Source organism: Phaeobacter inhibens DSM 16374 (assembly GCF_000473105.1).
GTDB classification, from domain to species: Bacteria; Pseudomonadota; Alphaproteobacteria; order Rhodobacterales; family Rhodobacteraceae; genus Phaeobacter; species Phaeobacter inhibens.
The window spans coordinates 50,214-65,699 of record NZ_AXBB01000007.1; the positions used below are offsets into that span (position 1 = coordinate 50,214).

Below are 15,486 nucleotides of genomic sequence, written 5' to 3' on the forward strand. Positions count from 1 at the left end.
ATTGTCGTCTCAACAGGGCCGGGCCGATTAGCCTGCTGACCATCAGCTACACAGGATAGAGCACGATGAAAATAACCGCCCTCTCGCTTTCTATTGCGATTGCCCTGTCACCGCTTGCCAGCAGCGCAGTTGAGCTGCCCCAACGCCCGGTTCTGACCGTGGCCGTGGCTGAGGCCATTACGAAAGCCGCCATCGCCGAATGCGCCAAATCCGAAACCGTGGTCTCCGTCTCTGTTGTAAATGATCAGGGCCGTCTGGTCTATTTCCAGCGCGGCGACGGCACCGGTGCCAATACGATCCACACCAGTTTCCGCAAGGCCTATACCTCTGCCAGCCTGAAGATCCCGACCTCAGTCCTGAACCAGGCGCCGGAGGCCGAGGGGTATAGCCAGCTTGGCAAGATGGAAGACGATATTCTGTTGCTCACCGGTGGGCTGCCGATCTTTCACGACGGCGCGCTGATTGGTGCCATCGGCCTGTCCGGCGCGCCCGATCCGAATATTGAGGAAGGCTGCGGCGAGGTCGGCATCAAACAGGTGATGGACGCAGGCGAATAAGCCAGCCAGCACAGGGGCCGCGTCTGGACATCACCGCGCGCGGCCCTTCGTCGGATCAGATCCGGTCCTTAAGATGATACCAGCCAAAGGCCAGCGGCAGCGACAACCGCCGCCAGCGGCCCAGCTCAAACCGGCGCAGGGGCCGCTGCATCAGATCCGGGTGCGGTCGCTGGTGGCGCCCCAGCGCCTGATCAGCGATCAACGCCCCGGCATAAGGCGCCATACAGACGCCGCTGCCATGATAGCCAAGCGCGGCCCAGGCGTTCTTCATCCCCGGTATCGCCCCGGCAAAGGGCACCAGATTGCGGGTCATGCAGATGAGGCCGGACCAGAAATGCGCCGTCTCCACCGCGCGCCAGGCTGGGAACATACGGTCAAAATCTGCCCGGGCCCTGGCCTTAGTGACCGCGATATTCTCTTCGCTCACCCGAACCGAGCCGCGCAGCCCCAGCAACAGGCGACGATCCGGCAGCAGGCGCAGGTAATGCAGCAGCGTGCGGCTGTCGCAGACCATCTGCTCACTCCACCAGCCCTGATCAGCGATCTCCGCCTCGCTCAGCGGACGGGTTACCATGATATTGGACTGCACCGGCAGATAACGCCCGGCCAGCGCCTGTGGCAGATCATCCGAGGAATAGCCATTGGTCGCAATCAGCAGGTGCCGGGCGCGCACCTGCCCCGCCGGCCCCTGCAACAGATACCCGCCCGCCGCCGGGGTGATCGCCTGCACCGGCGTGTCGGAGAACATCCGCACTCCGGCTGCCTCCACCGCGCGGGTCAGGCCCAGCACGAATTTCATCGGGTTCAGAGCAAAGCCAACCGGCAAGTTGACGGCGCCATGAAACTCCGGGCTGTTCAACCCATGCGCGGCCATCTCTTCCTTCGGGATAAACTCATAAGGCAGCCCGTAGCGGCGGGTGTACTCCTGCCCATAGTCATGCAGCTCCGTCAGACGGTCGGGACGATGCGCCACAAATGTATACCCGCGCGAGTGGCGATCCACCTCCAGCGCCAGTCGCTCCACATAAGTCTCCACCAGATCGACGGCGGCGCGCTCTGCTGCGAAAAACTGTTCCGCATCCGCCTGTCCGTAGCGGCGCAGGATGGCATCATCCGCCAGCTTCGCGCTGCCAACCGACACCAGTCCACCATTGCGCCCCGAAGCCCCCCAGCCCGGGCGCTGCGCATCCAGAAGTACCACATCGGCCCCCGCCTCCGCCAGTGTCAGCGCCGCCGACAGCCCGGTATAACCGCCACCGATTACGGCAAATTCTGCCGTGACCTCATCCTGCAGGGGTTCATAACACGGCGCAGGATCCGGCAGGAAGCGGTCCCAATACCGGGCCCTGATAGGCCGGTCGGTATAGGCAAGGGGTTCGTAAATACGTCTCATCCGGGCGCGTCATCCCATGTCAGTTGCTACCCCGGATCTATCCGCACCGACCCCGGTGCAGTCAATCCCGCGCAAGAACCTTCGACAGACGGGCCGCGTCAGCCGTGATAGCAGGCGATGGGGCGGCCTTCGACCTCGCACAGGGCAACCGGCGTCTGATAAAGCGCGCTGAGGCTTTCGCTTGTCGCCACCTCCGCCACCGGTCCGGCAAAGGCAACGCGCCCAGCAGCGAGGGCCACGACATGATCGGCCCAGCTGATCGCATAGTTGAGATCATGCAGCACGATCACGATGCTCTTGCCGCGCGTATCGGCGAGATGCCGCAGCTGCGCCATCAGATTGCGCGCGTGGTTGAGATCGAGATTGTTGAGCGGTTCATCCAACAGCAACCAGTCGGTATCCTGCGCATAGGCCATCGCGATAAAGGCCCGTTGCCGCTGACCGCCAGACAGTTCATCCAGAAACCTGTCGCGCAGATCGTCCAGCTCAAACAGCGCCAGCGCATCGGCAATTGCGGCCTGATCCTCTGCCCGCAGCCGACCCCGGCTGTGCGGCCAGCGTCCGAAACCAACGAGATCGCGCACCCGCACCCGGCTCGCGACGTCCAACTGCTGCCCGACCACCGCCATTCGGCGCGCCAGCTGCTCCGGCGTGATGCTGCGCAGATCACATCCCGACAGGCAGATCCGCCCCCAGCTGGCCGTCAGCTGCTGCGCAATCAACTTCAGCAGTGTCGATTTCCCGGCTCCGTTCGGTCCGATCAGCGCCGTGATCTGACCTGCGGGAAGGCAGGCATCCACCGTGTCCAGGATCGGTTTGTCACCCAGTGTGAACGACAGGCCCGTCACATCGATCATCTCAGTTTTCCTTTCAGCAGCAGCAGGATGAACAGCAGGCCACCGCAGAATTCAATCACGATCGCAAGGCTGGACTGCAGCTGTAAAAGCCGCTCAAACAGGGTTTGTCCGGCGACCAGAACAATGGCGGCAATCAGCGCCGAGGCGGGCAGCAGCAGGGCGTGCCGATGGCTTTGCATCAGGCTGTGCGCGAGGCTGGTAACCAGCAACCCAAGAAAGGCAATCGGCCCCACCAGCGCCGTCGAGACCGAGACCAGCGCGGCAATAATGCACAGCAGCTGCATGTGCAGCAGGTCGTATCGAACCCCCAGACTGCGGGCCTGATCGCGCCCCAGCGCCGCCACATCCAGCAGCGCCGCCCGCCGCAGCAGCCAGAGCGTTGCCAGCACGGTCACCCCGACAGCCGCCATCAGCGCGCCACGGTCGATGCTGCCGAACTGCGCAAACATCCGCGTCTGCACCACAGCAAAGGCCGAAGGATCCATCAGTCGTTGCAGAAACACCGCCAGGGTGCGCAGCAGGACCGCAATCACCACACCGACGAGGATCATCAACTGGATGTCACCGCGGGTGCGTCGCAGCAGGCCAGTGAACAGCAGCAGCGCGGCCACCATCATCACACCCGCATTCAGCAGAAACCCCGCAAACCCCGACAGCTGGGCCATGGTCGCCAGCCCGAGCATCATCACCATGACCGACTGCATCAACAGAAACAGCGCATCAAATCCCATGATCGAGGGTGTCAGAATCCGGTTGTTGCTCAGCGTTTGAAACAGCACCGTCGCAAGGCCAATGGCCGTGCCGACGCAGATCAGCCCCGCCAGCTTCGTCGCGCGCAGCTGAAGGATATAGACCGACGGCGCCCCATCGGTCCACGGCAGACCCCAGCCGATAAAACTGGCGGCTGCCCCAATCAGCAGCCCCGCCAGTACCAGCAACCGGCGGTCCAGCGGCACCAGCCGCCGCCCGCTCCTGCGCAACAGGGTTACCTCAGCCATGGGCGGGCCGTCGCAGCAGCATCACCAGAAACAGCGCCGCCCCAAACAGCCCGAAAACCGTGCCGGCCGGGATCTCGTAGGGCGCGCGCAGCAGCCGTCCCAGCATGTCGCAGACCAGCAGCAGCCCCGCCCCTGTCGCCGCCACCAAGGGCAGGCTGTCACGCAGGTTGTCGCCCATGATCCGCGACACCAGATTGGGCACCACCAGCCCGACAAAGGGCAACACCCCAACCGTGACAATCACCAGCGCCGACACCAGCGACACCACCACCACGCCAAAGCCGAGCACCTGCCCGTAGCGCAGGCCAAGCCCCCGGCTGGCCATCTCGCCCAGCCCGGCAATGGTAAACTGATCCGCCACCAGATAGGCCAGCCCCGCCAGCACCCCCGCCAGCCACAACAGCTCATACCGTCCGGACAGCACGCCAGAAAATTCGCCGCTCATCCAGATCGCGAGATATTGCAGCAGATCGGCCTGAAACGCGATGAAACCGGCGGCGGCAGCCAGAATGCCGCCATAGACCAGACCCACCAGTGGCACCAACAGCGGCTGCTGCGGGGGGATGCGCCGGGCCAGCGCCAGAAACACCAGTGTGCCCAACAAGGCCGCCACCGCCGCACATAACATCTTGGCAAAGATCGGCAGCGCTGGCGCCAGTAAGGTTGCGCCCAGCAGCCCCAGCATTGCCGCTTCATTGGTGCCGGTGGTGCCCGGTTCGACAAAGCGGTTGCGCACCAGGAGCTGCATGATCACCCCGGCAACCGCCATCGTGGCCCCGGTCAGGATCACCGCCAGCGTGCGCGGGATGCGGCTGATCAGCAGCAGCTGCGCCGCCTTTGGGTCCTGCAACAGCGCAAGCGGTGAGGTCTGATTGACCCCGATTGCGCAGCTCAGTCCCGCCAGCAGCACCAAAAGCAACAGGCACAGGCAGATCGCGCCGCGTGCGGATCTGCCCGGCCCGATTGCGGATCCCGTAGCGTCAGCCACCGACGGCAAAGCCCGCACGGATCTGCTCCAGCGTGGCTGTCATCGACTGGATTCCACCGCCTGCAATGTAGATCGCAGCGGAGTCGAGATAGATGATCTGACCTTTTTTCCAGGCTTCGGTTCCGGTCACCAGCGCATTGTCCAGCGTGGCGGCGGCGGCCTGATTGTCCTGCCCGATGGCGCTGGCCCGATCGATGACAATCAGCCAGTCGGGGTTGGCCTGCGCGATATATTCAAATGAGATCGCCTCACCATGGGTTGCGGCCTCGGCCGCCTTTGCGGTCTGGGCCTCATCGCCAGAGGTCGCCTCGGGCTGCTCGATCACCGCCTCCGGCAGGTTGAGCGCGCCATGCAACCAGCCAAAGCGGGACTGAGCGCCATAGGTGGTCACCTTCGGCCCGTTGGTCATCACGATCAGCGCCCGTCCACGCCCATCAACGGCAGCCCGCGCCGCCTCAAGCTTGGCCAGAAACGCGGCCTCTAGGGCTGCCGCCGTCGCAGAGCGTTCCATCAGCGCGCCATAGCTGCGCAGCCGCGACAGCGCCAGATCAACGTGGCTCGCGCCCCAGATGGTCATATCAATGGTGGGCGCGATCTCCGACAGCGCCTCAACCTGACGGGAGGAGCGGCCACCCGCTACGATCAGGTCCGGCGCCAGTCCCGCAATCGCCTCGAAATCCGGCTCAAACAGCGTCCCCATTGGGGCCGCCTCGGCCTGCTGTTTGTTCAGATAATCCACATAAAGCCGCGACGGCAGCCCCGCGATGGGCACCTCCAGCGCTGCCAGCGTGTCGGCGGCGGCGATGTCCAGCACCACAATTTTCTGCGGCAGCGCAGGCAGCTCCCGCATGCCCAAAGCCGTCATGACAGGCACCGTGGCGCGGTCTGTGTCTGTTGTGATCTGATCTGCTGCAGCCGGGCCGACCAGCCCAAGCATCAGCGCAGCCGCCAGCTGCAATCGCGTCCATTTTGCCATGTGTTCAATCCCGTCAGATGGATAACGGCTGGCAATCAGGCTGGCTCAAAATCGCCCGCTTGTTAGGCCGGGTGGCGGCAAAAGTCCAGAGACCATTCCCGCCCGCGCCCCGTCGCAGGTGACCCGTGACGCTGCGTCCGGGGCGACAGCGGGAAATAATTTTAACGCCCTGCTTGCGCGGGGGACCATTGCTCACTATGAGACCGACAGCCCCAAAGCGGGCGCAGCCAGGTTACCCCAGCTAACTCCAGTTTATCACGCGGGTTACCATGGCACATACCACAGCACATAAATCATCCATCCTCCTGACCGGTCTGCTGTGCAGCACGGCCCTGACGGTGTTTTCCGCAACCAAAGGCCACGCAGAGGGCGACGGCGTCCTGTCACTGGACCCGATCATCGTGAAGCAGCGCGATGCCGACGGCGACGCCGCAGACCGCGCAACCGCCGTCTATGTCGCAGATGCCGAAATCGAACGCGCCGCGATGGGCGATCTCAAGGATCTGTTTGCAGGCATCGCCTCCGTTTCGGTTGGCGGCGCCATTCCCGTCGCGCAGAAAATCTATGTCAACGGGATCGACATGCTGAAACTGGCGGTGCAGGTGGATGGCGTCAGCCAGAACAACCGCGTGTTTCACCACGCCAGCGCCAATGCCTTTGATCCTGGCCTGATGAAATCCGTGCGGGTTGACCCCGGTGTGGCCCCCGCCGATGCAGGCCCCGGTGCGCTGGCTGGCCGGGTGGTCATGGAAACCATCGATGCCGAAGATATCCTGACCGAAGGCCAGGCCATTGGCGGCAAAACACGCCTCAGCTACGGTGAAAATGGCGATACCTTCGGCACCTCGCTGACGCTGGCAGGGCAATCCAACGGTTTCGAGATCCTGCTCTACGGCAAGCGCATGACCGGTGACGACTACACCGATGGTGCCGGCAACACCGTGGGAGGCACCCGCAGCGACCTGACAGCCGGCCTGCTGAAACTGGCCTATGAGACCGACGCCGGACACCGGTTTGAATTCTCCGGCCAGCAGATGCAGGACACCGCCCTGCGCAACCGCCGCGCCAATTTCGGCACCGCCTCCTTCAACCCACTGGACACGGTCTACGACACCAAGCGCACCGTCTATTCGCTGCGCTACGAGGATGTGAACGGCGGCGGCAACTGGGATCCCTCGGCCACCATCGGTTTTTCCGAGAATGAGATCGGCAGCATCGGCACCACCGAAACCAGCGTGGGTGTGACCCGGACCTATTCCGCGACCTTCCAGAACCGCTTCCACCTGTCGGAAAGCGACACCATCACGGCCGGGATTGATTTTCAGGACCAGAAAAGCTCCGCCAGCGGCGACTACTGGGGCACCAACCGCCCCTCCGAGACCAGCCAGACCATCGGCGTCTTTGCGCAGGCCCGCCTGCAACCCAGTGACCGGCTCAAGGTCTCCGCCGGTCTGCGCTATGACTGGAATGCCTTCACCGGGCAGGATTTTGGCCAAAGCGGTCGCCCCTATGAGCAGGACAGCTCCGGGCTGAGCGGCAATCTCTCCATCGTCTATGACGTCAATGATGCGCTGTCACTGCGGGCAGGCTATTCCAACGTCTTTGGCGGCATCGGGATTGAGGATAACTTCCTGTTCTTCCGCGATTGGGATTACTCCGCCCTGAAACCGCGCCGAGCCAGCAACGTGGTGGTCGGTGCCGACTGGCAAAGCGGCAACTGGACCCTCGGTGCCGAGGCCTTCCAGACCAAGATCGACGACACCCGCGATGTCGCAGGCCCGACAGTGACCAGCTATGATTTCGAAAGCCGGGGCTACAATCTGGGCGCCACCTATGGCTGGGACAGCGGCTTTGCCCGTCTGACCTTCACCGACAGCGAAACCCGCGTCAACGGCGCCGCCACCTCCAGCTACTACGTGCTGGATTCCGGCGCCCCGATCGGTCAGGTGCTCGCGCTTGAGGTGCAGCAGGAACTGCCACAATGGGACCTGGTTGTTGGCGGCCATATTGATGCGGCCTTCGACTACGACCAGCAGCTGAATGAGGCCGACGCCACAACCCAGCTTGAAGGCTACGAGGTTCTGAACCTCTTTGCCGAATACCGCCCGGCGGCCTATGACAACGTGACGATCCGCGCCGAGATCAACAACGTCTTTGATCGTCAATACGCCGACCGCGCCACCTATGGCGGCGACTACCCCGGCTTTCCCACGCTGAAAGAGCCGGGCCGTTCGGTCTCACTCGTGGCCAACGTCTCCTTCTGAGGCACCGGCCTGATCGCCTTCGACCCCTGACCTGCGGGCGTGCCTCTTTTGTGGGCGCGCCTGCTTCGGCAAGAATACACCTATCGCGATAAAGCGCCTTTTGAATCATGCTGGTATTTCCTAGTTAACGCGCATGACATCATGCCAATGCGGTCGGATCCTTCCCGCCGCTTAGCCGCCAGCATTCCGCCAGTTCCCATTTCAAATCGCCAGACGGAGTCACCCGCCGGGATCACCATGCCGGTGAACCTGTGGTCCTGTCCGGCATGGCTGCGGAACCGCTGTGAGAGATGCACCAAATTCAACACCGACCCATCCGGATAACCCGGTTTTCGGGGGCCGCCCGGCCTGTGGGGCCACACCCATGATCGCCTGTCAAACCGCGCTGATCCCCGCGCCGACACCTGCACAGGCCGATACCTCCGGCTGCGCCATCGCCGCGCAGACTGCGCTGGCCGCCAGTCTTCAGGCGCTGGTCAACGGTTTCCTGCGCGAATGCCCCTCATTGCCCGAAGACCGCAGGCCATCCTCCACGGATCCACGCCCTCAGATCGACATCGCACTGGCACATACCCCTGCAATGCTGCGCCTTCAGCTGCGTTATGTCTCAATGACCGGACCGCTGAAATTCGGCGCCGCTCAGCTGCGCTTCAGCGGTGAGCGCTACTGGCAGCCTGTCCCGCCGACGCAAGTGATCAGCCTGATCGCTCAGGAGTGTTTCCATCGCGCCGGGGCGACGGATCCCGCCAAACTCCCCGCATTTCTCCGCGCCATTTTCAACAGCAACGCCGAGATCGAAGCCGCCCTCCACCACACCGCCGCTGCCCGTCCCACCGGGTTCCACCAGGCCGAGCAATCGCTGGTCTATGGCCACTGGCTGCATCCCACACCCAAGAGCCGGGATGGCATGACAGACTGGCAACAGGTGGCCTATGCCCCTGAGTATGCCGGTGAATTCCAGCTGCACCTCTTTGCCGCACGGGCCGATATCACCCGCCAAGACAGCGCGGTCGCGCCGGTTTGCGAAATCCTGACCGAAATCCCCGGCCTGATAGACGACCTGCTGGATGGCCGTTCCCTGCGGCCCGGTGAGCAGCTGATCCCGGCGCATCCGCTGCAGGCGCAGGCGCTGTTGCTGACCCCTGCGGTGCAAGCGCTGCTCGCCAGCGGTCAGCTGCGCAACCTTGGCCCTGCTGGCCCCCGTTTCACAGCCAGCTCCTCGCTGCGGACGGTCTTTGCCGCCGATTGTCCATGGATGCTGAAATTCTCGGTTCCTGTGCGGCTGACCAATTCGCTGCGCGTCACCCTCACCAGTGAGTTGCAGCAGGGCGTCGCGATGGCGCGGCTGCTGCGCCGGTTGAACATCACGGACAGCCTGCCGCAGTTTCAGATCATCGACGACCCCGCCTATCTGACCGTGACCGACCCGAAGGGCGGCGAAAGTGGGTTTGAGGTGATCTTTCGCCGCAACCCGTTTCAGGGCGCGGCCGGTGACGGGATCTTTACGCTGGCGGCCCTCACTGCGGATCCGCGCCCGGGGCGCGCCTCGCTGCTGGCCACGCAAATCAGCGATCTCGCCGCGCGCCAGCGCAGCAACCGCAGACAGGCGGCGACGCGCTGGTTCGGCGCCTATCTCGACTGTATGCTCACCCCGGTTCTGACGCTCTATGACCGGCACGGCATCGCCCTTGAGGCGCATCAGCAGAACGCCTTACTGGATCTGTCCGAGGGGCTGCCCCGGCAGGGCTTCTATCGCGACAATCAGGGCTATTTCATCACCGAAGACGCCTTTGCCCAGCTGAGCAGGATGGAGCCGAGCCTCGCCGATGTGCCTGCTCTGGTGTTCAGCCGCAGCCATATCAATGCGCGGCTGACCTATTACCTTGTGGTCAATCAGATCTTTGCGGTGATCTGGCGTATGGGCTGTGACCGGCTGGTGCCGGAACAGGCCCTTCTGCACCAGCTGCGCGACCACCTGCAGCAGATGATGCCCCAGTTGACCGGCGCCGCGCGCGCATTGGTCAGCGACCTGTTGCAGGCGCCCAGACTGGCGACGAAAGCCAATCTGCTGACCCGCCTGCATGATCTCGATGAATTGCAGACCGACACACAGGAGGGGCTGTTTCTCGAAATGCCCAACCCGCTTGCTGCTCTGCGAACCCAAACCACGGAGGCAGTTGCCGATGCCTTTGCCTGACTGTGCCATCCCGACACCCGCCCTGCGGCTCTGCAGCCCGACCGATGCCATGCAGCGCGTGTTGCGCCAACTCTGCGAAGCATTGCTGAGCGAGGGCTGCGCACAGGGGGTCACCACGCAGGACGGCAGGCTGTGCTGGCATCTCGGCCCTACGATGTTTCGCGCGCAGGGGCGCTGCGGCGCCTTCAGCCGCTACCGGCTGACGCAGGACAGCATCGAAATCGCGCGCGATCACGGCTGGCAACCTGCCGATCTGGAGGATGTGCTCTCATCGATTGACGCCCCGGAGGCTGCCTTGGCCGCCCTGCGCACCGATCTGCGGCGCACCGCAGAACTGGATGACCTCAACCACCAGCAGATCCCCCGCCCGCCCCGGCGGCACCAGCTGGGCGTTGCACAGATGGAGCGCGCCCTTCACGAAGGCCACCCCTACCACCCGTGTTACAAGGCCCGAAGTGGCTTCAGCGATACCGATCATCTGCGCTTTGGGCCGGAAGCGGGCCAGCGCTTTCGCCTGATCGGGCTGCTGTTTCACCATGATCTGATCCAGCAAAACCTGCCCGACGATGATTTCTGGTCCCGCGAATTGGGCCAGCAAGAGTGGAACCGCATCCAAGGGATCGCCGCAGATCAGGGCATTGATCTGGGAACCGGGGGCTTTGCCCTGCTGCCAGTCCATCCCTGGCAATGGGACCAGCTGGCGCAGGATCCGCTAATTCTGGCGTGGCAATCCGGCGGTCAGCTCGTGATGATTGGTGAGATCGGCGACCGCTACAGGGCGACCCAATCGGTGCGCACGCTGATGAATGCCGACCAGCCGCAGCGCGCCCATGTCAAAACCGCAATGACCATGCGCAACACCTCTTCCCTGCGCACATTGATCCCCGAAACCGTGGCCGTTGCGCCGGTCATATCCGATTGGCTGGTCAAGGTGATCGCCGCCGACCCGCTGCTGCAGCACGACTACCCGCTGACCCTGCTGCCGGAATATGCCGGCATCATCGCCGGGCGCGGCACCGCGCTAGCGGGGCATCTGGCCGCGATATGGCGGCAAAGCCCGGCCTCGCTCGGTCTGGCGGACAATCAGATGATGCCCTTCAATGCGCTCTCCCTGACCGAGGTAGACGGCCAGCCCCTGATCGCGCCCTGGATCGCGACCCATGGCCGCGACCGCTGGCTGGCGCAGCTGATTGAAACGGCGGTGCTGCCGGTCTGGCATCTGATGGTGGCCCATGGCATCGGGCTGGAGGCCCATGGCCAAAACCTCATCCTGCAGCATGACAATGGCTGGCCCACCGGCATCATCGCCCGCGATTTTCACGATGGTGTGGAATATGTGGCGCCGTTGCTGTCGCGCCCGGATCTCTGCCCGGATCTGGCCGCGATTGACCCGGTTTTTGCCACCGCACCGCTGGATCGGTTCCACGCGCTGGCCTGTGGTGATGGGCTGCGCGAGCTGGTGATGGACACGCTGTTTGTCTTCAATCTCGCGGATCTGTCGGACCTCATGCAGCGCCAGTTCGACCTGCCTGAATCCCGTTTCTGGCAGCGCCTGCGCGCGCGGCTGGACCGCTACGCCGCCGATCACGGGCAGGCACAGCGCATGGCCGCCCTCGCGCCCTTTGCGCCGCAGATCCACGCCGAAAGCTTGATCACCCGCAAAATCGACCCCGACCGGATCGGCGCCTATCGCCATCTGATCGACAACCCTCTGGCCACTGCAAAGGACAGCTGACCATGTTTGTGTTGAATGACACCCCCCTTGACCCCACCGCGCTGCACCCAAGACTGCAACAGGCGCTTGGCGATGATCTGCACCACCGCTACGCCCTGCGGATGCGCGACACCGGCCTCGGCCTCGCAACCCTGCTCTACCTGAAGGACCACAAGGCCGGCGTTTTCCCAATCCACGCCGATATCCCGGCGGAGGCCGCAAAACAGATGGCGACCAAAGCCGGATGCGACTGGTTTCTGGAGGATAATCTTGTCCCGCAACCGCTGCCCCGGCAGCCCGGTCAGACCGCCAGCGCGCGCCCCGGCGCCGGCGTTCTGGTGCAGATGAGCTCCGGCACCACCGGCGCGGCCAAGGTGATCACCCGCAGCTGGGACAACATCTCAACAGAGGTCCGCCATTACGCCGACTTCTTTGCCAGCGCCGCTAAGATGACGCCGGTGATCGCCTGCCCGGTGACCCATTCCTACGGGCTGATTCCGGGGGTTCTGGTGGCGCTACATCGTGGCCATGTGCCGGTCATCATTGATGCGGTGAACCCGAAGTACGTCCTGCGCCGCCTGCGCGAGGTGTCAAACCCGGTGCTCTATACCTCGCCTGCGATGCTGCATACCCTTGCCAAGCTGCTGCCCCGTGACGAGGAACTGAACGCCGCCGTCACCTCGGGCACGGTGCTGCCCGATCCATGGTTCCAGCTGATCCGCGCCCGCACCCGGCATCTGTTCCAGCAATATGGCTGCTCCGAAGTGGGCTGTATTGCGATCAATCAGGACCTGCAGGCGCCCTGCGATGTCGGCCACCCGCTGCCGCATCTCGATCTGCAGGCAGGCGCGCCCGACACCCCCGGCCAGGTCCGCGTACAGCTGACGACTGGGGGTCCGGCCACCACGGATGCCGCTGGGGGCAACTGGGTCGAGACCGGCGATCTGGGCTATCTCGCCGCCGATGGCGGGCTGGTCTTCACCGCCCGTGCGGATGATATGATCAACGTGGCCGGGCTGAACGTCTATCCGCAGGATGTCGAACGCGCGGTTATGTGCCTGCCGGGGGTTGAGGATGCCGTCGCCTTTCGCCTGCCCGACCCGCAGGCCGGCGCGCGGGTGGGGCTGCTGTTCGTCAGCGCCACCCTCAGCGAGACGCAGCTGCGCGCCCAATGCGCCGATCTGCTGGCCGATCATCAAAAACCTGCTCTGCTGCGTCGCCTCCCCGCCCTGCCACGTCAGGCCAATGGCAAGATCAGTCGCCGCGACATCGCCGAAAGATACGCATCCGGCACGGATCACACAGCCGATCAGCAGGTGCCCGCATGACCTTCGACAGCGTGCTGCACGCAATGCAGCAGACCCTCGCCGGACCGCTGGCCAATCCGCATATGGCACAATTCGGACCCGAGGCGGTGCTGAACGATGATCTGCATATCGACTCCGTGGTGCTGATCAACCTGCTGGTGCATCTGGAAACCGACCACGGCGTTGCGATCCCCGAGCGTGATTTCCGCAAGGAGGATTTCGTCACCGTCGCCGATCTGATCCATGTGCTTCTGGCCAGCCCATCCGCAGCGGTTGCCATCGAACCAGAGGCAGCCCCCGCCAATCAGGACCCGAGCGAGATCACCGTACATTGCTTTGTCAGCTGTCTCTGTGCGGCGATCCGGCGGCATGAGGGACTGGATTTCCGGCCCTTCTACTTCGGCACATGGGACAGCGATTTTGCTGTCACCGCCCAGCAGCATCTGGCCTATCACAGCGCCGAGATGACCCAGGATCACTATATCCGCTGGGTCGAACAACTGTATGGCATCCGCGTCAGCCAGTGGCACGATCCCGCCCTGTCGAAATCCGACAACCTGACCCGCTTTGAAAAACTGCTCCACACCCCGGCCACCGACCGCCAGCTGGTGGTGATGCTCGATATGTTCCACCTGCCGGAGCGGGACACCAAATACAATCAGGACCCGTTTCCGCATTTCGTCATTATCGAGCCGACCGCCGACCCCGAGGTCTGGCATATGAACGATCCGGATTATCGCTGGCGGGGCGACCTGCCGCGTGCCGCCATCCTCAATGCGATGGCGCAACCCAGCGTGGCGGGCGGCTATATCCTCGACAGCACGCGCGCCCGCGCGCCCGAACCTCAGGACCTCGTGGCCTATTTCAACGCGACCTTCCGCCCGGACGCCAACCCGCTGACGGACGCCCTGCGCCGGATCATCACCTATCACGGCCACCCCGAGCGGCCGCTGGCACTGCCGGAGCTGGAGATCGCCCTGCGCGAATTGCCGGTGCTGTCGCTGCGCAAATACGCCTATGAACACGCCTTTGCCTTCTTCTGGCGCGCGCTGGGGCTCTCCTTTGCGGCGTTTGACGCCCATTGCGATCAGGTCGAGGCCCTTTGTGAGGGGTTCCGTCGGCTGCATTTTCAGGCTGCCAAACTGGCGCATACCCGCGACCGCGACCAGCTGCCGGAACTGATCGCGGCACTGGACGCATTGGACCGGCTGGAGTTTACAATCAAGACAGCGCTTCATGCGCAGTTTCAGACCTGGTGCCGCACCACTCAGGTCGCCGCGTCCATCTCACCCAATCGAAGCCATGAAACAAGGGCCATACTCAAAGGGGAGCCGGCATGAAGATTTCGCTCTGCACCATTTCTTTTCGCCACCAGCTGATCGACCTGAAGGACATTGCCTTCTGGGCGCGGGATACCGGGTTTCAGGGGATTGAGCTTTGGGGCGTTCATGCCCGCAATCAGTCGCCGCTGGCGATCCATAACGCGCAGTGGATGGCCGCACAGGGGCTGTCGATCCCGATGATCAGCGACTACCTGCCCCTGCAGGACCGGCAGGAGCTGACCCGCAGAACCCGCGCCTTATGTGCGTTGGCGCAAACCTGGGGCGCGGGCAAGATTCGCACCTTTGCCGGGATGCAGGCCAGCGCCACGGTCCCGGCGGCGGACCGCGACCAGACCACCCGCGCCCTGCGCCACGCCTGCGATATCGCCGCCGATCACGGCCTGCGCCTGCTGGTGGAGACCCACCCCGGCACGCTGGCCGATACGCTCGCCTCAACCGTGGCGCTGATCGACGCCACCAACCACGATGCGCTGGCCATCAACTTCGATGCGCTCCACGTCTGGGAAGGCGGTGATGATCCGGTGACGGCCCGCCGGACCCTGTTGCCCAGAATTGCGCATTACCACCTGAAAAACGTCTCGGACCGTGCCCGACTGCCCGTCTTTGCCCCCGCGAATGTCTACAGCGCGGCCGGCTGTCGAACCGGCATGGTGCCGCTGATGGAAGGGGCCTATGACTACCGCAGCCTGCTGCGGGAGATGTGGCAAGACGGCCCCTGCGAGGCCTCACTGGAATGGTTCGGCGATGAGGTGTTTCAGACCCTGAAAAATGACATCGCGGAGATCCGCGCCCTGACCGCTGCGGAACCAACCACGGCAGGTCAAACCGGCACTACACACCAAACCGCCTCGGTGGGCTAGCGTCCGCTGCCGCCACCGGCGCGGATCTGAAA

General features: G+C 63.9%; 12 protein-coding genes. 7 read left to right on the forward strand and 5 right to left on the reverse strand.

Annotation, left to right across the window (positions count from 1 at the left end; translation table 11 throughout):
• Positions 1 to 65: 65 nt before the first annotated feature.
• On the forward strand, positions 66 to 557 hold the full coding sequence (locus tag INHI_RS0103200) for a GlcG/HbpS family heme-binding protein (RefSeq protein ID WP_027246698.1): 492 nt from the start codon (positions 66 to 68) through the stop codon (positions 555 to 557).
• Positions 558 to 612: 55 nt separating this feature from the next.
• Here the strand turns inward: INHI_RS0103200 and INHI_RS0103205 are convergent, their stop codons facing one another.
• The 5 genes from INHI_RS0103205 to INHI_RS0103225 form a co-directional block, all read right to left on the reverse strand.
• Positions 613 to 1,950 (reverse strand): NAD(P)/FAD-dependent oxidoreductase, encoded by a 1,338-nt coding sequence (locus INHI_RS0103205; protein ID WP_027246699.1) that lies wholly within the window; start codon positions 1,948 to 1,950, stop codon positions 613 to 615.
• Between the two features lie 98 nt (positions 1,951 to 2,048).
• Positions 2,049 to 2,807, reverse strand: a complete 759-nt coding sequence (locus INHI_RS0103210) for an iron ABC transporter ATP-binding protein (protein ID WP_027246700.1) — start codon at positions 2,805 to 2,807, stop codon at positions 2,049 to 2,051.
• The gene (locus INHI_RS0103215) at positions 2,804 to 3,805 is read right to left on the reverse strand and encodes an iron chelate uptake ABC transporter family permease subunit (RefSeq protein WP_051338937.1); all 1,002 of its coding nucleotides are present in this window, start codon (positions 3,803 to 3,805) and stop codon (positions 2,804 to 2,806) included. The genes INHI_RS0103210 and INHI_RS0103215 overlap by 4 nt, the downstream gene beginning before the upstream one ends.
• Positions 3,798 to 4,793 carry an ABC transporter permease gene (locus tag INHI_RS0103220; protein ID WP_014876568.1) on the reverse strand — a complete coding sequence of 332 codons (996 nt, stop codon included), beginning with the start codon at positions 4,791 to 4,793 and terminating at the stop codon, positions 3,798 to 3,800. The genes INHI_RS0103215 and INHI_RS0103220 overlap by 8 nt, the downstream gene beginning before the upstream one ends.
• Positions 4,786 to 5,769 carry a siderophore ABC transporter substrate-binding protein gene (locus INHI_RS0103225; RefSeq protein WP_027246703.1) on the reverse strand — a complete coding sequence of 328 codons (984 nt, stop codon included), beginning with the start codon at positions 5,767 to 5,769 and terminating at the stop codon, positions 4,786 to 4,788. Before INHI_RS0103225 ends, INHI_RS0103220 begins: the two co-directional genes overlap by 8 nt.
• A gap of 269 nt (positions 5,770 to 6,038) precedes the next feature.
• Here INHI_RS0103225 and INHI_RS0103230 point away from each other — a divergent pair, with 269 nt between their 5' ends.
• The 6 genes from INHI_RS0103230 to INHI_RS0103255 all read left to right on the forward strand — a co-directional run bounded on the left by INHI_RS0103230 (position 6,039) and on the right by INHI_RS0103255 (position 15,454).
• Positions 6,039 to 8,033 carry a TonB-dependent receptor plug domain-containing protein gene (locus INHI_RS0103230; RefSeq protein ID WP_027246704.1) on the forward strand — a complete coding sequence of 665 codons (1,995 nt, stop codon included), beginning with the start codon at positions 6,039 to 6,041 and terminating at the stop codon, positions 8,031 to 8,033.
• A gap of 364 nt (positions 8,034 to 8,397) precedes the next feature.
• Positions 8,398 to 10,230, forward strand: coding sequence for an IucA/IucC family protein (locus INHI_RS0103235; protein WP_051338938.1), 1,833 nt, complete (start codon positions 8,398 to 8,400; stop codon positions 10,228 to 10,230).
• Entirely contained in the window at positions 10,217 to 11,965 is a 1,749-nt protein-coding gene (locus INHI_RS0103240; protein WP_027246706.1) for an IucA/IucC family protein, read from the forward strand. Before INHI_RS0103235 ends, INHI_RS0103240 begins: the two co-directional genes overlap by 14 nt.
• Before the next feature lie 2 nt (positions 11,966 to 11,967).
• Positions 11,968 to 13,272 (forward strand): AMP-binding protein, encoded by a 1,305-nt coding sequence (locus INHI_RS0103245; protein WP_027246707.1) that lies wholly within the window; start codon positions 11,968 to 11,970, stop codon positions 13,270 to 13,272.
• Entirely contained in the window at positions 13,269 to 14,591 is a 1,323-nt protein-coding gene (locus INHI_RS0103250) for a DUF6005 family protein (protein ID WP_027246708.1), read from the forward strand. The genes INHI_RS0103245 and INHI_RS0103250 overlap by 4 nt, the downstream gene beginning before the upstream one ends.
• The gene (locus INHI_RS0103255) at positions 14,588 to 15,454 is read left to right on the forward strand and encodes a sugar phosphate isomerase/epimerase family protein (RefSeq protein WP_027246709.1); all 867 of its coding nucleotides are present in this window, start codon (positions 14,588 to 14,590) and stop codon (positions 15,452 to 15,454) included. Before INHI_RS0103250 ends, INHI_RS0103255 begins: the two co-directional genes overlap by 4 nt.
• Positions 15,455 to 15,486: the final 32 nt, after the last annotated feature.